The sequence below is a fragment of the Cyanothece sp. BG0011 genome (genome assembly GCF_003013815.1).
Classification (GTDB): domain Bacteria; phylum Cyanobacteriota; class Cyanobacteriia; order Cyanobacteriales; family Microcystaceae; genus Crocosphaera.
Genome location: NZ_PRLH01000111.1, coordinates 1 through 19,806, shown reverse-complemented (window position 1 = coordinate 19,806; position 19,806 = coordinate 1). Strand labels below are relative to the sequence as shown.

Below are 19,806 nucleotides of genomic sequence, written 5' to 3'. Positions count from 1 at the left end.
CCAAAGCTACAGGCCCTTTAGCCAGTACCCCTAAGGCCATAAAAACCCAATAACCAATGTACCACCACCGTGAAATTGATAGGCCAAAATAAGACTTAGAATTTGTTTCAGAGTAGCCGTATCCCAAGAAAAAAGATAATAACGCTAAAGCAATACCGCTCGAGAGAAACATATCAGAAACCCCCGTTCTTCCCCAAGCGATCCAAAATGGATTTAAAGCAATAATTGCTGCTCCTATCCAAGCAGAAAACCAGAGTTTGGTTGGGGTTTTAGTTGTTTCTTTTGCCCGTGAAAACCCAAACTTTTTCAGGGTATAGAAACCCAAAATAACCACAGCGATCGCAGCTAAAGCCGAGGGAATTCTTGCCCCCCATTCATTAATACCAAATAATTGAAAGGAAAATCCGACTAACCAATAAGTTAAGGGCGGTTTATCAAAACGAGTTTCTCCATTCCAATAGGGAGTAACCCAGTCTCCTGTTATCACCATTTGACGGGCAGCTTCAACAAACATGGGTTCTGTTTTATCCATTAACCCAATGCTTCCCAAGTTAGCCATAAAAGCAATCAAGCTAATAATAAATAGCCACAAACCTGAAAACATCCAGAGAGCTTTAGGATCTTTTTTCCAAGCCCTAACTATCTGATTTTTCTTATTTTGTATAATAACTTTATTCATTTTAGGTTTAAAAATTGCGATATTTTTTACTAATTGATTTTAGGAGAGTAATCGAAAAAAGAAACCCTAAATAAGCAATACAAGCACCTCCAGCTAAATCAGTCAACCAATGAATGTTTAAATAGATACTAGCCCAACCCATTAGAGCGACTAAAATGGTAGATATAATGTACAAGAAAATCCCCCATTTTGGAAAGTGAAAGGCCACTAAATAGGAAAGATATAAATATAACATTAAATTACCTGAAACATGGCCACTAGGATAACTTTTTCCATGAACATCAATTAATCCAGGTGCAGGACGAATCCGGCCAAACCAAGGCTTTAAAATTTGATCAATTAATATTAAAACACCCATAGCCGATATGGCTAAAACTTGGGCTTCTTTCCAATACCGTTTCCAACCTAAAAAACCCAGTGCAGCAATAACAATAAAGACAGCAACTTCTGCCTCTCCTAAAAAGTAGGACCCCCTAGCTAAAATCATTAAACTAGGATGATGAAAGTGACGAACCCACTCTAAAAAAGCCATATCCCAACCATCAAGACTTCCTGAAACAACAGCGACGGTTAAAGCAATAAATAAACATAAAATAATAATAAAGATAATGACAGTATTATTGAGTCCATCCCAAGAATATTGTTTCAGTTTTAGCTTCATACTGTTAGGAGATTTCATTAATGGTAAGTATCATCATATGATAGCACCTAGATTTTGAAAAAGCTTTAACCCTATTTAACCTTAAATGGTTATGGTTATTGGTATTACTTTGATTAACTTCTATAAAAGATTAATTTATTCAATATTAAACCTAAAACCAGCAACCCATCGACTAAAACCATAGTAACCATTGACACCGTCAATTAATTAGGAATTTCCCTATAACCTTACTTATGGTAGTTGTGAAGTTCATCGGGAGCCGATATTCTTGTTAAGAAGTCTGTATCCGATGAATAGCGAACTTATATCCTTTTATGACAAGGTTGACAAAGGCTAAAAATTTACATGGCACAGTTAAGCTAGAGGTTATTTTCTCTCAATGACGAACAATCAATCCTATGAGTTCCCATGACTCATCCTTATCCTGTTTGTGAACACTGTTACGATTCATTCTATTTATGGAGTCATTATTATGGCAAAACTAATTTTATTACGTCACGGACAAAGTCTTTGGAATGCTGCTAATAAATTTACGGGATGGGTAGATGTTCCCTTGAGTGAAAGGGGCCGCGCAGAAGCAACGGTTGCCTCTTGTAAATTGCGAGACCAAGGGTACAAAATTGATGTTTGTTTTACCAGTTTACTGATTAGAAGTATTGAAACGGCTATCGTTTGTTTAACAGAGTGCGACGAAATTTGTGGCGGAAAAATACCCGTTATTCAACATGATTCTGATGATCCCGATTGGCACGGTTGGGATAAATATGCAGGGAATTTTTATCAAGAATTACCGATTTTTACTTCCCAAGCATTAGATGAACGTTATTATGGCGATTTACAAGGTTTAAATAAAGCAGAAACTGCCAAAAAGTTTGGTGAAGAAAAAGTTCACGAGTGGCGACGTTCCTACTCTTGTCGTCCTCCTGGGGGAGAAAGTTTAGAAGATACTAAAAATCGAGGGGTTCCTTATTTTCAAACAGCCATTTTAGATCCTATTAAGCGAGGGAGAAACGTTTTAGTAGCGGCTCACGGGAACTCTTTAAGGGCCATGATTATGGAATTAGACAACTTAAAACCAGATGAAGTTCCAGGGTTAGAATTAGCCACCGGAGTCCCCATTATTTATGATTTTGATGATCAGGGAAATTTAATCGATAAAACAATATTAACTTAAATGGACTGTCTAAATTTTGATGGTGAGTTTTCTTGTACTGGGGCAAGATGTCAGTATAACTACCAAAATTCAATCTAAAGGTAGATGATATAAACTATCGCAATCTAGTTTGATAGATAGTTAAATTACTCATTAACTTTTAGAGGGAAAAATGTCTCTATTGTTTCAATTTTTTATCAAAAAAGCCTACCGTGTTTTAACTGCTTTTTTGCTTTCAGTGATCTTGCTTTTGAGCATAGTTTGGGGAGGAGAAAATTACAATTATGCCTTTGCAGATGTTTTAGAGCGTGATGCAACCACTATTCAAAAGGAAATATCAACCGACCCAATAGACTATGAAGCAGCGAAGGAAAGAAGGCGCGAAGCGCAAGCGAAACGATCAGAAGAAGCAAGTGAAAGAGGCGAACGGGAAAATGCAGCCAAAAAACTTGACTTAGATGAATTGGCGAGTGATCTCAAGAACACATTTGCTGGAGAAGACAAAAAATAAAAAAACACATAAAAACAGTGAAGAAAATAGAGTCTTCACTGTTTGGTTTAGTATTTCAAAACCAGCAACTCTTTCAGGTCTCAATGATAATTTTTGTTACCTTTTATTCTCTGTTGTCCGTTACCCATAAAAAGATAACTTATCAATAAGATTGTGAAATTGATTTTACATATCTATCAAAAGGAAGATAGAAACTAATAACCTTGTAGGTTAGGATAAAGTTTATGTCAAAGTAAATAATATTATATCTTGTCTTGCGTTTCTCAGACTAATGAGGTGACTCTTTCGGGTTTAAAATATAAATTGTCGTTTTTTCTACATCTTTTCCTGTTACGGCATTCCTTAAAACTGATAAACTGTGCTGATTACGACAAAAAAGGTAGATAAGAATTAACCAGATGAGTCAGATAAATACAAAATTTCATGGGCTAAGATGAGGAAAATTAAACTAAAGCCATATTGGAAAAACTATGGAGTGGCAATTACTTTGGTGTTAATGGCTTTCGTATTCCTGTTAGCACTTGATCCATTTTTCAACTTAGCTCAAGCGTCTTTGTTACTCTTTTTTGGAGCGATCGCTATTAGTGCTTTCTATGGTGGACGAGAACCAGGCATTTTAGCCACTCTTTTGTCGGCAATGTTGACGAGTTACTACTTTTTGCTTCCGCAGTATGAATGGAAGATAAGAGACATAGGAGCCGGTCTGAGGATTATACTTTTTGTCAGCGAAGGAATATTAATTAGTCATTTAATTGGGAATTTGCGAAGCGCTCAAGAAAAAATTCGCAAAAACTTTGAAAAACTGCAAGTAACAGAAACAGAAATAAAAGATTTAAACCAAACTTTACAACGTCGTGTTAATGAACTACAAACCTTGTTTGATGCGATTCCCATTAATATTGCTATTGCAGAAGATATAGATTGTCGTGTGGTCAGGCTAAACCCAGCTTTTTCTCATCTGCTAAAAATGCCTAAAAATGCCAATGCCTCCGCTGTTATGCTATCAGAACAGGCTGATCCACCGTTTACAGTGTATCAAAATGGACAGAAATTAACAGGTGAAAATCTTCCCCAAAGGTACGTTTCTAAACATGGGGTAGAACTGAGGGATATCGAAATTGAAATTGTTAGAAAAGATAAGAAGGTATTTAATTTATATGGTCATGCGATCCCCCTGTTTGATGAATTAGGTAAACCAAGGGGAAGTGTCGGGGTTTATGTGGATATGAGCGATCGCAAGCGGATGGAAATGGCTCTCTATAAGTTAGTAGAATATTCAAGAATTACAGGGCCGGCCTTTTTTGAAACCGTCGTGCGGGTTGTCGCTGAGTTATTTGAGGTTCGTTATGCTTATGTCGGACAACTACTGCCTAATCATCCTCCTCGCATCAAAACCCTTGCTGCCTGGGTGAATGGCCAACTCAGTGACAATATAGAGTACGATCTCAGTGGCACTCCCTGTGAACAAGTAATTAAACAAGGAACTTGCTTGTATCGCCGCCAAGTTAGTAATTTTTTTCCTGACGACACCTTACTGCAAGAATTGGGAATTGAGAGTTATTTGGGTACACCCCTGAAAAATGCTCAAGGAGAAGTGCTTGGCATTTTAAATATTCTTCATGATCAGCCTCTCGATGAATCTTTGAGTCCTGAAGCATTATTGGAAATTTTTGCCGGAAAAACCGCTGCTGAATTGCAACGAGAACAAGCGATCGCTGAACTACGGAATAGTGAAGAACGCTATCGATATTTAGTAGAATCCATTCCTCAGTTGGTCTGGACAGCCAACAGTCACGGTAAAGTAATGGATGTTAACCAACGCTGGTCTGAGTTTACCGGACTAACTCTCGTACAGGTGCAAACCCAAGGCTGGGAGACGGTGGTTCATCCTGAAGATATAAGCACACTGACACAAAAATGGGCAATCGCTCAGGAAAACGCGACTAATTATCAAGCAGAAGGCAGAATGCGTCGAAACGATGGTGTTTATCGTTGGCACTTACATCAAGCTGTCCCTTTAAAAAATAATCGGGGACAAATTATCAAATGGTTTGGAACCGCCACGGATATTGAAAACGCTAAGCAACTTGAACAACAGCGTCTTCAACTCTTAGAACAAGAACGCACCGTACGAGAAAAAGCAGAGCGAGCGAATCGCATTAAAGATGAATTTCTGTCTATCTTATCCCACGAATTGCGTTCTCCCCTCAATCCTATTTTGGGTTGGACTCAATTGCTACAAACTCAAAAATTAGACGAACAACAGGTAGAAGAAGGACTTGCTGTTATTGAGCGTAATGTCAAATTACAAACTCAGTTAATTGATGATCTGCTGGATATGGCTAAAATCCTACGGGGTAAGATTACCCTGAATATGACTCCAGTGGATCTATCATCTACCATTAAAGCAGCTATAGAAGTGGTAAGAATGGCCGCTGAAAGAAAAAATATTTGGCTACAAGTCAATTTAAGCAATAATTGCCATATCAAGGGAGACCCGGCACGAGTTCAGCAGATTATTTGGAATTTACTCTCCAATGCTATCAAATTTACCCCAGAAGGGGGAAAGGTGATGATTAATCTTGAACGAATTGATCAGCAAGTCCAAATTACAGTAACCGATACAGGAAAAGGCATTGATCGAGGGTTTCTTCCCCATATCTTTGAATCTTTTCGTCAAGAAGATGTTTCGATCACTCGTCATTATGGAGGACTGGGTTTAGGGTTATCCATTGTTAAATATTTAGTAGATGCCCACGGTGGTACCATTGTTGCTGATAGCTTAGGAGAAGGCAAAGGTGCCACTTTTCTCATTACCCTACCTTTGTTAAAGAGTAGTGCGATCGTTGACTTGAGTGATTACTTATCATCAGAAGAAATTAATCTGACGGGGATCAAGGTTTTGGCTGTAGATGATAGTCAGGATACTCGGGAGATGTTAGAAACGTTATTAACTGTCTATGGAGCAAAAATGAAGGTGGTTAGCTCGGCAGCTGAGTTTTTGAGTAATTTTGATCATTTTCAGCCTGATGTATTAATTTGTGATATTAGTTTGCCCGATGTTGATGGTTATACCCTTCTTCAAGAGATTAGACGCTTACCTTGTGAACGAGGAAAGATTATTCCTGCGATCGCTGTTACGGCTCATGCCGGACACGAAGATTATCAACAAGCGTTTTTAAGTGGTTTTCAAAAACATATTGCTAAACCCATTGAGCCTAAAATACTAGCCCTTACCATCGCTTCTCTGGCCAAAGCATCTTCAAGGCAATAAGAATTAAAAAAAACTGGATCTTAAAAAGTCCAGCTAAACTAATGAGATTGACAAAGATTGAGGGTATTGTTGTTAAAGTAAACCCCAAAAGTGTAAGACGCCTTGACCGGTCACTAATTCCACAATTAACGCCGAAAGAAAGCCAATCATTGCTAGACGGCCATTCCAGTTTTCGGCATAGCTTGTGAAGCCAAATTTTCCTTCGTTTTGGTTATTGCTTTTCATGGGACTTAGCAGAAGATAGTTCTTTATGTAAAGTATTGTAAATAAATATTAACAATTTAGCAATACCTGGGAAAAGTAGGAGTATAGCACTACGCATTATGGTTAGGACATTTCCCAATTCTGAAACCCTTTGACAGCCTACCATTGCCCATTGCCTATTCCCCATTCCCCAGTGCGTAGCACTATAGTTGGAATTACAGCTAAACCATGAGTGGTGTTATTTTCCAAGTAATACTAACTTATACATGAACGCTTACATGAAAGTTTACATAAGCCCTTTAAACTGATAGTCAATAACCATTGTCAATAAATATAAGAGGACAGAGCAATGACTTGTGAGCAACTTCAAAAATCTTATCAACAACAACTGGTTAAAGCGGGTGTGTCTGAGCATAAAGCAGAACAAGCGGCTAAAACCTTAAGTTTTCAAGAATTGCAAATTATTGGTGAGATTTGGCAAGACTGGGGTAAAGTCGTTGCTCGTTTAGGTTAAGTGCAAACACCTAGCCGATAACATTTAATTTAGTTGGGGTCAGTGTGTCTCAATTCTATTGAGATCATTCAAAGATAAAATCAAAACAGCCAACCTTAAATATAGACAACGTAATATGACAATCCCTCCTGAGTCTTCTTCTGTTTCATCTTCAGAAGCTAATGGCAAAGAAGAGATTAACTCCTCACCCACATCCAATCCGACAACGACCCCAGCATCGTCTCTCAATTTGGTGTCACCGCCATCACCCAAACCGTTATATCTCCAAGAAGTAAAATCCTCTAATCCTTGGTTACTCTTAACCACTATTGGTGTTATGGGGATAGGACTACTCTTACAATTACCTTGGGTTGGATTAACCAGTGCCATGGTTGCTCTAATCCTCTCTTTAAGAGTCATCCTCCCCTCTCTAAAAAATTGGTTTTTACGATATCTCACCCCCGAAGAGAGGGAAACCTTAACCGGCTTTACGGTATTTGCCCTCTCCTTAGCAGGTATTTTCTATTATGTGGGCGTTTATCAAACCATTGGTAATTGGCTCAATCAGTTTAAATATGATGAATTTGGGTCCTGGGCCGAATGGGTAGGAGCCTTAGGGCAGATTATGATCGCGATTCTCGCCGTGTATGTGGCCTGGGCCCAATACGTCATCTCCAAAGACTTAACCCTACAGCAAAACCGAATTACCCAACAGCAAACCATTGACACCTATTTTCAAGGGATTTCCGATTTAGTGTTAGACGGCGAAGGAATGCTAGAAGATTGGCCCCAAGAACGTTCCATTGCCGAAGGACGCACAGCAGCCATTCTCAGCAGTGTTGATGGCATCGGAAAAGCTAAAATTTTACGGTTTCTCTCTCAATCACGATTATTAACGCCGTTGATGCGTGATAGTCGTTTAGGAAGACCCATGTTAGACGGAGTTGGGGGTTATGCTGAAGATCGGGCTTATGGAGTACGAGTGATTGATTTAGGGGTAATGTTAGCCGGTGCTAATTTATCCGGTCAAGATTTACGCTGGACTGATTTAAGTGAAGCGAATATGGTTCGTGCCGATTTAAGCGGTTGTGATTTAGTTAAAGCTAATTTATCCCGTACTGTCTTGTATGATGCTAACCTCAAAGGAGCTGATCTCAAAAGCAGTCGTTTATTTTACGGACCGGCCGAAACTGCTAGTCCACGCTCTAGAACCCATCCTCCTGATTATATTACCGGTGCCTATACAGGGGTTGTGATTGAAAATTGTAACTTAACTGAGGTGAAAAATTTGACCCCAGAGCAACATTATTATTTATGTGCTTGGGGAGGAGAAGAAAGTCGTAAGACCATTCCAGGGGGTTGTCAGGGAATTCCTAATAAGTTAAATCGTTAAACTGACATCTTGCACCCCCTCTAACTCCTCCTTTTGTGAGAGGGAGAACCCTTGCCTGTTGCCTATTCTCTACCCCCCTGCCCCTACCCCCCCTGCCCCCCTTATAAAGGGGGGTGTGGGGGGGTTAGGGGTTTATCGAAGGTGCAAGATATGAGTTAAATAGGAAATCGTTTCAATAAAGCGATCGCTTCTTTAGCTGTGGCGGCTAAATAATTGGAAATCCCTGGGGTTTGGGGAATTTGCCAGAGTAGATCAATGGTACGTCTTAGCAAACGGACTAAATCCCCTTCGTCTAAACTGGTATTTTCACACAGTTCTTGCCAGTCTCCCCCTAGGGCCCATTGTTCCACCAATCCGATTAATTCTAATTCTAACCACACGGGAATGGTAATTTGATAACGTCGTTGGGTTTGGTTCAATAAACGGCGCATTTCTCCAATACTCACCCCTTGTTCTGGAGACTCTCGAAATAATCTTAAGACTTCGGGAGAGGGTAAGTAATTAGTCCAAGTATCGGGCCGTAGGGTTTCGGTAATAATCGCACTAACGGCAGCCGCGAGTTGGTGGGGTTCTAAATGATTTAAAATCCCTGACATAAACACTAATCCTAACCATAACTCGTTTTCTCCGCGCATGGTGGCGGCTGCTTGGCCTAACGGGGTGGGAGTATAATGATCTAAGGCATCAAATTCTCGTAAAATCTCGATTAAATTTAGAAATTCTTGCCAGTAATAGGACTGATTGGATTGTAATTTTTGGAATTTAATTTGTCGGTTATGGAGTTGTTCTCGTAATTCTAACCGTTGATGATGGGACTTTAATAACCGCTTAAAGTCTTTACTTCGGGTTAAGGGATGATTGTTTAATAACCCTTCAACGTGATCGATGCGTTTTTGTTGTTCTACCACTTCCGAAGGGGTGATTCTCCCAAAGGCGCGATCGCTGATTTGTTGGGTAATTGCTTTGGCGGTGTCATCTCCTTTGGGGCCTCTTCCTAGGGAGAGTCTTCTAAGATCCGGTATGCTTAAATTATCAATGAGAGACAGGGGTAAAGAAGCCCCATAAAAGTCGACAATATCCCCTCTTTTCACCAAATACCAATAATTATTATCCCCTAGACAAAGCAAATCATAACTTTGTCCTGATCCCGGCACCATAGCTACAATAACAGCTAGTTGAGGGTTTGATGTTCTTAAGCGTTTGCCTTTTAAATAAACTAAGTCACCAATATTTAATTGACCGAGTTGACCTGAAATTTCTTTTTTGCGCTTTTCTTCTGCTTGATCTTCGAGAATCTTTAACAGTCTTTTTTCTTCTTTTAAACGGGCGTTTAATTTCTCATATTCGATAATCTCTTTTTCTTGTAGTCCCCCTAATTCGATGTCGAGTTTGGCTAATTCCGTGCTTAAATTAGCGATCGCCTGTTGTTCGGGTTCTAGCTTGAGTTGGGCTAAATATTCAGCAAAACTCCTCTCTAAGAGGTCTTTGGCTTCTTGAATGCTGTGTTTTTGTAGGAGGTTTAACACCATGCCATAGGAGGGGGTAAAACAACTCCTCAAGGGTTCTGACTCGGCGGTGGCGAGATAGGCGGCTTCGGTTGCCCCTTCAAAGGGGGTTTGAATGGCCACCACGTGGCCCACCTCATCCATTCCTCTTCGTCCTGCCCGACCGGCGATTTGCAGGAATTCTGAGGGGGTTAACATACTGTGTCCGGTGTCGGTTCGTTTGGACAACGCGGAGATTACGGTGGTTCTCGCTGGCATATTGATGCCGGCTGAGAGGGTAGCGGTGGCGAAAACCACTTTAACGAGACCCACTTCAAATAGTTGTTCGACCAATTCTTTCCACAGGGGTAAAATCCCGGCGTGGTGGGCTGCGATGCCTCTAGTTAAGGGTTCGAGTTGTTCCCCTCGCACTAACTGGCAGAGGTCGGCTAAAATGCCGAATAAATGAATTTTACTTTCTTCATCCCCTGCTAAATAGGGAAACAGAACGGACTGGGGGGACAGGGTGTCAAGAAAATCCTTTAAGGGGTCGTATAAGGGGGGGTTCTCTGTGGCCACCGCTTTGAGTAGGGTTTCTCGGAGGTTGGGATTTTCGGCCAAAAAGAAGGTGAGGAGGTTATATTGTAGGGCGTGGGCCTCTTCGGAGGATACTAAAACCACCCCTTCTAGTTTTTGTACGGCGCGATCGCATTCTCGACGACTAAAGATGACATAAATCCCTGGTAAGAGGTCTTTTTCGTACAGTTGTTCGACTACCATCATCGGGGTGGGGCAATCACTCCGTTTAATCCGTTTCCGTTTTTTGCGGTTGCCTTTGGGTTTGAGACGGGGGTTAAGGGCGGTTTGTTGGTGGTTGAGGAGGGGATAGAGTCCGTTTTTTTGACTGAAGTAGAACCGGAGGGGAACGGGGCGAAAATCGGAGTTAATCAGTTCACATAAGCTGATGGCGGTTCGGTCGGGATCAATGTGGGGGGCTGTTTTTCGCACTTGATTGATCCAGTCGGTCAATTCTTCTGGGTTGCCGATGGTGGCCGAGAGGGCGACTAACTGAATGGTGGGAGGGCAATAGATAATAGATTCTTCCCACACGGTCCCCCGTCCGCGATTACTGATATAGTGGCATTCGTCTAAAATTACCGTCGCTACGTTTTCTAAGGAGGTCCCCACTTGACCGATGGGGGTTTCGTAGAGCATATTGCGAAAAATTTCCGTTGTCATAATCACAATTGAGGCGTTGGGGTTGATGACAGTATCCCCGGTGATTAATCCGACTACGTTTTCTTCAATCCCTGCTTCTGTGGTGGCGAATTTTTCTTGGAAGTCTCGAAACTTCTGATTTGAGAGGGCTTTTAGGGGGGTGGTGTAAAAGACCCGTTGACTCAGATGGAGGGCGCGATAGGTGGCAAATTCTCCAATGACTGTCTTTCCTGAACCGGTGGGGGCGCAGACGACCACTGATTTCCCTTGATTTAACGCAGCGATCGCTTCGACTTGAAAGGGGTCAAGTTGAAAGGGGAATAGGTCTTGAATATTTAGTTCAGGAGAGGTTAATGATTGTTTCACTCAAAGTCACACATTCAGCTATCAAAGGTTATCCCTTATTTCTATTTTAGTGGAAAAAGCGACCGATTACTGAGTGAGCATTTTCTTGCTGTTTTCCGAGTTAATCATTTAGTTGGGACGTTAATGATAACAATTTTTCTGTTAGTACAGGGTAATAACTTGCAAAAAATTTAATTTTCCTTTACAATTAGAGTATAGATAAGTCCCATCAATCTTGAGTGACATTGTGCTAAGAAAAGAAGAAATTGCGATTGAGATTTAGGTAATAATTGTCCGCGTATATTTCCATCACCATAACCTGTCAAAACCGATAATTAAGAGTTAACTAAAAATGCCAACCAAGAAAAAAGTTGATACCGTCCGCCATTATCTTCAGTCTATTGGTAAAACTCCCTTACTGTCTGGGGCTGAAGAAATTAAACTAGCCGAAGAAATTCAGGCTATGTTGCCTTTATTAGAAAAAGAAAATTTAAGCAAAGAAGAAGAAAAAATAGTCGCCATGGGGCAAAGAGCGAGGGATAAAATGATCCAGGCTAATTTACGTCTGGTGGTGTCCATCGCTAAGAAATACCTCAATTCTGGTCTGTCTTTATTAGACTTAATTCAAGAAGGAAGCCTAGGATTAATTCGTGGGGTAGAGAAATTTGATCCGTCTCGGGGTTATAAGTTTTCTACCTATGCCTATTGGTGGATACGACAAGGAATAACCCGAGCGATCGCAGAACAAAGTCGTACCATTCGTTTACCCATTCATATTAACGAAAACCTCAATAAATATCGGAAATCGATCCGAGAATTAACCTTGAAATTGGGGAGAAAACCAACTCAGCAAGAGATTGCTGAAAACATGGATATCACTGTTGATAAATTACGATTTTTACAGCAAGCAGCTTTCAAAACTAAGTCTCGGAGTTTGAACATTGTTATCGATGAAAATCACACTGAGTTAGGACAATTACTACCAGATGAAGAGGGTGTTTCTCCCAGTGATTTTGTGAAACAACAAGAAAAAGTTTCTCAAATTAATCGGATGTTAGAGAATCTATCTCCTCGACAAAAAGAAGTGATTATTCTCCGTTTTGGCTTACGAGATGGTAAACAACTCAGTTATAAAGCCATCGGTGAGCAATGTGGTATTAGTCACGAAAGGGCTCGTCAAATTTATAGTCGTGCCTTGAGAATTTTACGGAAACAAAGCGGTAAAATTGAAAGACTAGCGGGTTAGAGATAGAAATGTCCTATGGTATTTTTAGGGAGAAAAATGATTAATATGATATAATCCATCAAGGTTATTTTCTCCCTAGACAGTTTCCATGGTTTTCCTTCCTTTTGAAGCGCAGAAGCTAACAGAAAAAACATCGATTAATCTGGTTAATCTCATTCAATTCGAGGACATAGTAACTCCCCTATCTTCTCAGCCGATTACCACCAGTTATGTGTGTCAAGGGGAAGGAAATACACCCATTTTACTAATTCATGGGTTTGATAGTTCCTTATTAGAATTTCGTCGTCTTTTGCCCATTTTATCGCAACATCATCAAACTTGGGCAATAGACATATTAGGATTTGGCTTTACTAAGAGAAATAGCGACTTATTATTTAGTGCTGAAAATATAAAAACCCATCTATATTATACTTGGAAAAATTTAATCGAGCAACCTGTTATTTTGGTGGGTGCTTCTATGGGGGGTGCAACGGCCATTGATTTTACTTTAACCTATCCAGATGCGGTTAAAAAATTAGTATTAATTGATAGTGCTGGTTTAGCTGCACCCCCAAAAATAGGAAAATTTATGTTTCCTCCCTTAGACTATTTATCAACGGCATTTTTACGCAATCTTGCCGTAAGACAAAAGATTAGCGAATCGGCCTATTATGATAAGAGTTTTGCCAGTAAAGATGCTCAACTTTGTGCTGCTTTACATCTGAACTGTGAGAGGTGGAGTCAAGGGTTAATTTCTTTTACAAAAACTGGGGGTTATGGTTCTTTTAAGGAAGATATTAGTAATATTAAACAGGAAACTGTTATTATTTGGGGAGAAAATGACAAAATTTTAGGCACAAAAGACGCTCATAAGTTTAAACAATTAATCCCGAATAGTCAATTAATTTGGATTCCTAAATGTGGTCATGTTCCCCATTTAGAAAAAGCAGAATTAACAGCAGAAGCAATACTTAATTAATGAGATGTGATTCTATATTATAAATATCCTCTTCTGTAATTTCTGCTTTTTTCATATCAACATGACTATTTTAGCTTAAAATTAATCCAGCACAGGGCAAAGCGGATCTCTTTGAGATCGCTACCTGATAATATTTTTTTTGTTAAACTAGAAGAGGATTGAAAATATATTTTAATGAGTCCATGAAAAAAATACTATCTGAACAAATTTCTTCTCTGACTATTCCCGAAAAACTTGAGTTGATCTCAGATGTTTGGGATAGTATTATTATTGATGATACTCAAGTTCCTTTAACTGATTCTCAAAAACAAGAATTAGATAGACGATTAGAATCTTATCAAAAGATAGAAAATAAAGGGTCATTTTGGGAAGAAGTTAAGGAAAGAATTATAAAGAAGAATGTATAAAGTTAAGATTTCTGATGAAGCAGAATTAGATTTAGAGGAAGCTTATCAATGGTATGAAACACAAGTCAATCAACTGGGTTCTGAGTTTATTCGTAAGGTTGATGATAGTTTAAGTTCCATAAAAATCCTTGTGCTTATCCTCTTATTTATCAGAATGTTAGACGAAAGTTATTATCTAGATTTCCTTATGGGTTATTTTATCTTGTTGAAGATGATCTAATTTTTGTTATCGCTTGTTTTCACGTTAAGCGTGATCCTAAACAGTGGAAAAAGAGAATTGAGTAAATAATTATTAATTGGCGATCGCTACCTGATTAATGTTTAGTTTATCCATCATATCGTAGGGGTCAACGGCCGTTGACCCCTACTAAAAATAACAACTAATTTATCTTTAGGTTACTCTTTCAAGATAATGATAGTTTGTGTTTTCTAAATATTCTAGGATTTCTATTAGGTTTTTAAGTGTTTGAGTTTCTTCTTTACTGTATACTTAATCTAATAAATCAAGAGACTTTCTAAGAGCAAATTTTACTTTTTCGATAGAGTTTGATGATAAAATACCTAGTTTTTTTTGAAATACTGTTTCATTGACAGTTGCTATCTTATCTGCTCTAATCAAGGAAGTTTTCTTAAGTCCAGTTAGCTTAAATTCAGGATCTTCATCGGAAATTAATACCCAAGTCTCTCGTAGATTTTCATCAGGTATTTTTGAGAATATTCCTAAAATAATTGCTTCTTTTCGATGAATAGCAATGACTAAAGCTGGTCTAAGTTTAGTTGCTTGTAAATTGCTAAATGGGAAAGAAACTAACCAAATTTCATTAATTTTAGGTTTCATTATTATAAATATCCTCTTCTGGATCATTCCATTCTTGGAACCCTGTTTCTGCTAGTTTCATTAATTCTTTTGTTTCAATCGTTTCTTGTATGTCGTCAATTAGTTGGTTTATTTCTTCTATAGGTAGTTGCATAATTATTTCCTTAATTTCTGCTCTTGTCATATTCATGGTGACGGTTTTGTGTTTGGATATCATTATTTTAGCTTAAACTTTATTCAAGCAGTCACTACCTGATTAGCTGATAAAGGTTGAGGTAAAGTTTTACCATCTTCTTGATACTCCTTTATGAGTAATTCTAAGACTTCTTGAGCATTTTTTAATGCTTCTTCATAAGTGTCTCCATGAGTATGAAATGTCTGGGTAGGAAACTCTGGTAAATGGACTAAATAACATTGATCTTCATCTGACCAAAGAATAACAATAGTTAATGGTAATTGTATCATTCCGAATCCCTCATGAATCTTCAAAATAAATCACTGCTTTATGAAGAGAAATAACAGCTTTTCTTCGCTGTAAATAGTCCATTCCTAAAACTCCACTAACTTGTAACTGTCTAGGTAAATCATAAGTAATGACCTCAAAATTTTCAATCAATTGACCCATACTATTAAACCATGATAGTTGAATAATAGGTAAGGGTTGAGTCTTACCTTGACCCGTTATAATAGATTGATAACGAAGGGGATTATTGAGATCGTAGCCTAAATCTTCTAGAATAGATTTGGGTATAATTGTGAAGCTTGCGCCTGTATCCACTAACAAAGAAATACGTCGAAACCTACTTTTCCTAATACTTTGTTTTGCGCTTCCTATTGTTGCATTGACTTTTAATAAATTAGTTCCATAACGTTTAAGAGAACATCGTTTTTGAAAGGTCATATTAAAACAAGATTATCATCATAAGTGCCTGTATATTCGATAGCAGAAGAGCGATCTTTAGATAAGTGAAGTTTTTGATATAATTCCTCTTTAGTGGGACAATTAGCAATAACTTCCCCTCGAATAATCTCTAAGTTATCATCTAACTCAGGGTTAACAACTAATACCCATTGATTGGGATATTGTTCTCTAATTTCCTCTAAGGAAAGAATAGTATTATTATTGGGTTGTGGTGATTTTTGAGTTTCCATATTACAATCCCTCATTCTATGTAACTATTTTAGCTTAAAATTTATTCAAGCGAACCGTAGGGGTCAACGGCCGTTGACCCCTACAAGTTTTGTTATATAAGAGAAAACATACCGAAATCAAGAAATTGAACTGTATAGATATTAAGTATATTTTCTAAGATACTCTTTCCCTAGTATATTTTATACTAAAAATAGATTTTAATAAGGAATTAAAATAAGAATGGATAACAAGTATGAACATTATATAAAAAGCATTGATCGTCGCTGGAAAAAAGAAGTTAAACAAGCTACAGATAAAATTTTTGTGTTATCTCCTTACATCACTTCAAGAACAGCAGATGTTATCTTAAACAATGTTAAAAAAACTGAAATATGTGAGATTTATACTGTTTTTTCAGTAAATAATTTTATAAGCAGTAGTTCTTCAATACACACCATTAAAAGACTATATGAGAAAGGATTTAATTTATACCATTTAGAGAAACTTCATGCAAAAATCATCTTAATACCTAATCAGTTTGCCAGTATAGGAAGTCAAAACTTAACTTATAATGGCGTAAGAAATAAAGAAGCAAGTATTATTATCACTGATAGTCTTAAAATCCAAGATATTTTAGAAGAACTTAAGAAGTGGTTTTTACAAAGATCGATAATTACTGAAAGTATGATTAATGAGATGGAAGATAATTTTATTCCTCTCCAAGATAAGTTTTTTGAATTACAACAAGAAGCAGCAGCTTTAGAAAATAGTATTTGGGATAATGAATATAAGAGAATACAAGATTTTTAAGTAAATATAATGTTTGAAACATTTGAAATAATTTCTGATTTACTAGAGAGGCTCAATGAAGAATTGACTGAATTAGAAAAAAACAAGTTAAAAATCCAATTAATAAATGATGATTATTTGCAAACAAAACTTAAAAACATCAAAGATCAACTTAATAGAATAAAGAGTGTTTCCTCTGTCGAACTATCAATATGTGAATATTGTATTTCGGAATCTGCTTACTGGTATAATCATCCTTGTGGTCGTCCTGTATATGCACCTCGTCATGCTCGGCATATTAAATATAATCACCATGGTTGGATTTTAGAGTTTGGTGCTAATAGCTTTTTAGTTTCTAAAGCTATTTATCGTTGTCATTATAGAATATCAAGTTTAATATCTAATTTGGAAAATGGTAATTTATTATCGCTACAATATTTAATTAATAACCTAAAATATTCAATAACAGGTTCAGTTGCGAACTATAAGGGAGATGAATATTCATCTTATTCATCTGTTAAAGGTTATTGGATGATATTTGGAACACAAGCAATTAATATCAAGGAGTTTATTGAAGCATTGCTTCGAGAACTTCGTTTATACTCTCTTTGTGTGTATATTGAGAATGATTATAGTGATTATTTAGATGAAAATAACCATAATAATTATTATTAAAGTTCTTCATTACTTTTATCAATTATCACTCCCCCTAACCCCATTCCCATAAAACTTAAGAAAACCCTAAGCACTATTACTAAATAAACTTGATACCCTTAGAAGTGATACCCTAGAAAGTCCTCATCGCAACATCAGTAGAGAAGGAGACACTCAATGTTAGAAAACTATCACAAACACGCAGCAGAACGAGCAAAACTTGGTATTCCACCCTTACCTTTAACCGCAGAACAAACATCGCAACTATGCGAACTTCTAAAAAATCCTCCCGAAGACCAAAAAGAAGAACTTTTGATGTTATTACGGGATAGGGTTCCCCCTGGTGTGGATGAAGCAGCTTATGTCAAAGCAGGGTTTTTAACCGCAGTCGCTAAAAAAGAAATAACCTGTCCCCTCATCTCCCCTCAAGGTGCGGTAGACTTACTCGGAACCATGATGGGGGGTTATAACGTACAATCGTTAGTAGAGTTGCTCAAATCTTCCGATAGTAACATTGCCTCAGCCGCAGCCACCGCATTAAGCAAAACTCTCCTAGTCTTTGACGCATTCAACGATGTTTTAGAACTTTCCGAAAGCAACCCCTACGCTAAACAAGTCATCGACGCATGGGCCAATGCTGCTTGGTTTATCAATAAACCCCCAGTCCCGGAAGTTATTCGCGTCACCGTCTTTAAAGTACCAGGGGAAACCAATACAGACGACCTATCTCCTGCCCCCCACGCCACCACTCGTCCCGATATTCCTCTCCATGCGTTGGCCATGTTAGAGTCAACTATGCCGGAAGGCATCGAAACCATTGCCAGATTGAAGGAAAAAGGCTATCCTGTGGCCTATGTTGGGGATGTAGTGGGTACCGGTTCCTCCCGTAAATCAGCCATTAACTCCGTTTTATGGCACATTGGACATGATATTCCTTTTGTCCCCAATAAACGGGCAGGAGGCTACATTATCGGCGGGAAAATAGCCCCTATTTTCTTCAATACCGCCGAAGACTCCGGCGCCTTTCCCATTGAATGTGATGTGTCGGAGATGGAAACTGGTGACGTTATCATCATCTATCCCTACAAAGGAGAAGTCACCAACGAAGAAGAAGACGTTATTGCCACCTTCACCCCTAAACCTGAGACTATCTTAGATGAAGTTCGGGCCGGGGGACGCATTCCGTTACTCATCGGACGCGCATTAACGGATAAAACCCGTGCAGCGTTAGGACTCGAACCCAGTGATATTTTTGTCCGTCCTAGCTTACCAGAAGATACCGGCAAAGGCTTTACTTTAGCCCAGAAAATGGTGGGTAAAGCTTGCGGTTTACCTGGAGTTCGACCGGGAACCTCTTGTGAACCCATGATGACCACGGTTGGTTCCCAAGATACCACAGGACCGATGACCAGGGATGAGTTGAAAGAGTTAGCTTGTTTAGGGTTCAACGCAGACTTAACCTTGCAAAGTTTCTGTCATACCGCAGCTTATCCCAAACCCGTCGACATCACAACCCATAAAGACTTACCGGACTTCTTTGCAACCCGTGGGGGTGTAGCGTTGAAACCGGGGGACGGTATTATTCACTCTTGGTTAAACCGGATGTTATTACCCGATACCGTGGGAACGGGGGGAGACTCTCATACTCGTTTTCCCTTGGGTATTTCCTTCCCTGCTGGTTCCGGTTTAGTGGCATTTGCTGCAGCATTAGGGGTGATGCCTTTGGATATGCCAGAATCAGTCTTAGTTAAGTTTACTGGAAAGTTACAACCAGGTGTAACGTTAAGAGACATTGTAAATGCTATCCCTTGGGTTGCTATTCAAGAAGGTAAGTTAACCGTTGCCAAAGAGAACAAAATTAATGTTTTCAATGGTCGTATTATGGAGATGGAAGGATTACCTGATTTAAAAGTAGAACAAGCTTTTGAATTAACCGATGCAACAGCAGAAAGGTCTTGTGCCGGGTCTACAATTAAACTAGGAAAAGACACCATTGCTGAATATTTACGGTCCAATATTTCCTTAATTAAAAATATGGTGGCACGGGGTTATCAAGACTCTAGAACTTTGATGCGTCGGGCTGCAAAAATGGAGGAATGGTTAAAAAATCCCGTCTTAATGGAGGCTGATGAAACAGCAGAGTATGCTGATGTTATCGAAGTCAACTTAAACGAGATTAAAGAACCTATTGTAGCTGCACCTAATGACCCCGATAATGTTAAATTGATGTCGGAATGTGCCGGGGACAAAGTGGATGAAGTGTTCATCGGTTCCTGTATGACCAATATTGGACATTACCGCGCGGCTGCCAAAATTTTAGAAGGGGCAGGGCGTATTAAATCTGTTTTATGGATTTGTCCCCCTACCCGAATGGATGAAAAACAGCTA

At 38.7% G+C, this 19,806-nt stretch carries 20 protein-coding genes and 1 pseudogene; 12 read left to right on the top strand and 9 right to left on the bottom strand.

The features are described from left to right. Positions 1–679, bottom strand: a 679-nt coding sequence (locus C4E06_RS14950) for a glycosyltransferase family 39 protein (protein ID WP_157951161.1), incomplete at its 3' end; no start/stop codon positions are given. Between the two features lie 7 nt (positions 680–686). Then, positions 687–1,340: a phosphatase PAP2 family protein gene (locus C4E06_RS14945; RefSeq protein ID WP_107668793.1), complete on the bottom strand. Its 654-nt coding sequence runs from the start codon at positions 1,338–1,340 to the stop codon at positions 687–689. A gap of 472 nt (positions 1,341–1,812) precedes the next feature. Here C4E06_RS14945 and C4E06_RS14940 point away from each other — a divergent pair, with 472 nt between their 5' ends. The 3 genes from C4E06_RS14940 to C4E06_RS14930 all read left to right on the top strand — a co-directional run bounded on the left by C4E06_RS14940 (position 1,813) and on the right by C4E06_RS14930 (position 6,278). Next, positions 1,813–2,514: a 2,3-bisphosphoglycerate-dependent phosphoglycerate mutase gene (locus C4E06_RS14940; RefSeq protein WP_107668791.1), complete on the top strand. Its 702-nt coding sequence runs from the start codon at positions 1,813–1,815 to the stop codon at positions 2,512–2,514. A 151-nt stretch (positions 2,515–2,665) separates the two neighbouring features. Continuing rightward, entirely contained in the window at positions 2,666–3,004 is a 339-nt protein-coding gene (locus C4E06_RS14935; protein WP_107668790.1) for a hypothetical protein, read from the top strand. Between the two features lie 433 nt (positions 3,005–3,437). Further along, on the top strand, positions 3,438–6,278 hold the full coding sequence (locus tag C4E06_RS14930; protein ID WP_107668789.1) for an ATP-binding protein: 2,841 nt from the start codon (positions 3,438–3,440) through the stop codon (positions 6,276–6,278). Positions 6,279–6,350: 72 nt separating this feature from the next. On the opposite strand, the gene C4E06_RS14925 is transcribed toward C4E06_RS14930, so the two are convergent. After that, on the bottom strand, positions 6,351–6,503 hold the full coding sequence (locus tag C4E06_RS14925; protein WP_107668788.1) for a chlorophyll a/b-binding protein: 153 nt from the start codon (positions 6,501–6,503) through the stop codon (positions 6,351–6,353). Between the two features lie 328 nt (positions 6,504–6,831). Here C4E06_RS14925 and C4E06_RS27980 point away from each other — a divergent pair, with 328 nt between their 5' ends. Together C4E06_RS27980 and C4E06_RS14915 are read left to right on the top strand one after the other, a co-directional pair. After that, complete coding sequence (locus tag C4E06_RS27980) at positions 6,832–6,996, top strand: hypothetical protein (protein ID WP_198648702.1); 165 nt, start codon at positions 6,832–6,834, stop codon at positions 6,994–6,996. Positions 6,997–7,111: 115 nt separating this feature from the next. Beyond that, complete coding sequence (locus C4E06_RS14915; protein WP_107668786.1) at positions 7,112–8,368, top strand: pentapeptide repeat-containing protein; 1,257 nt, start codon at positions 7,112–7,114, stop codon at positions 8,366–8,368. A 155-nt stretch (positions 8,369–8,523) separates the two neighbouring features. On the opposite strand, the gene C4E06_RS14910 is transcribed toward C4E06_RS14915, so the two are convergent. Then, positions 8,524–11,436 (bottom strand): RNA helicase, encoded by a 2,913-nt coding sequence (locus C4E06_RS14910; protein WP_107668785.1) that lies wholly within the window; start codon positions 11,434–11,436, stop codon positions 8,524–8,526. Positions 11,437–11,767: 331 nt separating this feature from the next. Between C4E06_RS14910 and C4E06_RS14905 the strand changes: the two genes are divergently transcribed. From C4E06_RS14905 to C4E06_RS14890, 4 genes and pseudogenes are all read left to right on the top strand, one after another. Next, positions 11,768–12,661 (top strand): sigma-70 family RNA polymerase sigma factor, encoded by an 894-nt coding sequence (locus tag C4E06_RS14905; RefSeq protein WP_107668784.1) that lies wholly within the window; start codon positions 11,768–11,770, stop codon positions 12,659–12,661. Between the two features lie 88 nt (positions 12,662–12,749). After that, positions 12,750–13,619 carry an alpha/beta fold hydrolase gene (locus C4E06_RS14900; protein WP_107668783.1) on the top strand — a complete coding sequence of 290 codons (870 nt, stop codon included), beginning with the start codon at positions 12,750–12,752 and terminating at the stop codon, positions 13,617–13,619. A 182-nt stretch (positions 13,620–13,801) separates the two neighbouring features. Beyond that, entirely contained in the window at positions 13,802–14,026 is a 225-nt protein-coding gene (locus C4E06_RS14895) for an addiction module protein (protein ID WP_107668782.1), read from the top strand. Next, positions 14,019–14,311 (top strand): annotated as a pseudogene (locus C4E06_RS14890) (type II toxin-antitoxin system RelE/ParE family toxin). The gene C4E06_RS14895 and the pseudogene C4E06_RS14890 overlap by 8 nt, the downstream one beginning before the upstream one ends. Positions 14,312–14,516: 205 nt before the next feature. On the opposite strand, the gene C4E06_RS14885 reads toward C4E06_RS14890, so the two are convergent. From C4E06_RS14885 to C4E06_RS14865, 5 genes are read right to left on the bottom strand one after another with little or no spacing between them, the layout of a single operon-like run. After that, positions 14,517–14,864, bottom strand: coding sequence for a type II toxin-antitoxin system PemK/MazF family toxin (locus tag C4E06_RS14885; RefSeq protein ID WP_107668781.1), 348 nt, complete (start codon positions 14,862–14,864; stop codon positions 14,517–14,519). After that, a complete protein-coding gene (locus C4E06_RS14880; RefSeq protein WP_107668792.1) occupies positions 14,854–15,033 on the bottom strand; it encodes a hypothetical protein in 180 nt (59 codons plus the stop codon). The genes C4E06_RS14885 and C4E06_RS14880 overlap by 11 nt, the downstream gene beginning before the upstream one ends. 47 nt (positions 15,034–15,080) lie before the next feature. Continuing rightward, on the bottom strand, positions 15,081–15,305 hold the full coding sequence (locus C4E06_RS14875; RefSeq protein WP_370051342.1) for a type II toxin-antitoxin system HicB family antitoxin: 225 nt from the start codon (positions 15,303–15,305) through the stop codon (positions 15,081–15,083). A gap of 13 nt (positions 15,306–15,318) precedes the next feature. Then, positions 15,319–15,744: a retropepsin-like aspartic protease gene (locus C4E06_RS14870; protein ID WP_107668779.1), complete on the bottom strand. Its 426-nt coding sequence runs from the start codon at positions 15,742–15,744 to the stop codon at positions 15,319–15,321. Continuing rightward, complete coding sequence (locus C4E06_RS14865; protein WP_107668778.1) at positions 15,741–15,995, bottom strand: hypothetical protein; 255 nt, start codon at positions 15,993–15,995, stop codon at positions 15,741–15,743. The genes C4E06_RS14870 and C4E06_RS14865 overlap by 4 nt, the downstream gene beginning before the upstream one ends. A gap of 220 nt (positions 15,996–16,215) precedes the next feature. Here C4E06_RS14865 and C4E06_RS14860 point away from each other — a divergent pair, with 220 nt between their 5' ends. From C4E06_RS14860 to acnB, 3 genes are all read left to right on the top strand, one after another. Then, a complete protein-coding gene (locus tag C4E06_RS14860) occupies positions 16,216–16,785 on the top strand; it encodes a phospholipase D-like domain-containing protein (RefSeq protein WP_107668777.1) in 570 nt (189 codons plus the stop codon). 9 nt (positions 16,786–16,794) lie between these two features. Continuing rightward, complete coding sequence (locus C4E06_RS14855; RefSeq protein WP_107668776.1) at positions 16,795–17,439, top strand: hypothetical protein; 645 nt, start codon at positions 16,795–16,797, stop codon at positions 17,437–17,439. Positions 17,440–17,595: 156 nt separating this feature from the next. Next, on the top strand, positions 17,596–19,806 hold a 2,211-nt coding region (acnB, locus tag C4E06_RS14850), incomplete at its 3' end, for a bifunctional aconitate hydratase 2/2-methylisocitrate dehydratase (RefSeq protein ID WP_107668775.1).

What these genes read in the sequence shown, in the direction of transcription:
- C4E06_RS14945 (WP_107668793.1), bottom strand. Translation starts at nt 1,340, where the DNA reads ATGAAGCTAAAACTGAAACAATATTCTTGGGATGGACTCAATAATACT.
- C4E06_RS14940 (WP_107668791.1), top strand. Translation starts at nt 1,813, where the DNA reads ATGGCAAAACTAATTTTATTACGTCACGGACAAAGTCTTTGGAATGCT.
- C4E06_RS14935 (WP_107668790.1), top strand. Translation starts at nt 2,666, where the DNA reads ATGTCTCTATTGTTTCAATTTTTTATCAAAAAAGCCTACCGTGTTTTA.
- C4E06_RS14930 (WP_107668789.1), top strand. Translation starts at nt 3,438, where the DNA reads ATGAGGAAAATTAAACTAAAGCCATATTGGAAAAACTATGGAGTGGCA.
- C4E06_RS14925 (WP_107668788.1), bottom strand. Translation starts at nt 6,503, where the DNA reads ATGAAAAGCAATAACCAAAACGAAGGAAAATTTGGCTTCACAAGCTAT.
- C4E06_RS27980 (WP_198648702.1), top strand. Translation starts at nt 6,832, where the DNA reads ATGACTTGTGAGCAACTTCAAAAATCTTATCAACAACAACTGGTTAAA.
- C4E06_RS14915 (WP_107668786.1), top strand. Translation starts at nt 7,112, where the DNA reads ATGACAATCCCTCCTGAGTCTTCTTCTGTTTCATCTTCAGAAGCTAAT.
- C4E06_RS14905 (WP_107668784.1), top strand. Translation starts at nt 11,768, where the DNA reads ATGCCAACCAAGAAAAAAGTTGATACCGTCCGCCATTATCTTCAGTCT.
- C4E06_RS14900 (WP_107668783.1), top strand. Translation starts at nt 12,750, where the DNA reads ATGGTTTTCCTTCCTTTTGAAGCGCAGAAGCTAACAGAAAAAACATCG.
- C4E06_RS14895 (WP_107668782.1), top strand. Translation starts at nt 13,802, where the DNA reads ATGAAAAAAATACTATCTGAACAAATTTCTTCTCTGACTATTCCCGAA.
- C4E06_RS14885 (WP_107668781.1), bottom strand. Translation starts at nt 14,864, where the DNA reads ATGAAACCTAAAATTAATGAAATTTGGTTAGTTTCTTTCCCATTTAGC.
- C4E06_RS14880 (WP_107668792.1), bottom strand. Translation starts at nt 15,033, where the DNA reads ATGAATATGACAAGAGCAGAAATTAAGGAAATAATTATGCAACTACCT.
- C4E06_RS14870 (WP_107668779.1), bottom strand. Translation starts at nt 15,744, where the DNA reads ATGACCTTTCAAAAACGATGTTCTCTTAAACGTTATGGAACTAATTTA.
- C4E06_RS14865 (WP_107668778.1), bottom strand. Translation starts at nt 15,995, where the DNA reads ATGGAAACTCAAAAATCACCACAACCCAATAATAATACTATTCTTTCC.
- C4E06_RS14860 (WP_107668777.1), top strand. Translation starts at nt 16,216, where the DNA reads ATGGATAACAAGTATGAACATTATATAAAAAGCATTGATCGTCGCTGG.
- C4E06_RS14855 (WP_107668776.1), top strand. Translation starts at nt 16,795, where the DNA reads ATGTTTGAAACATTTGAAATAATTTCTGATTTACTAGAGAGGCTCAAT.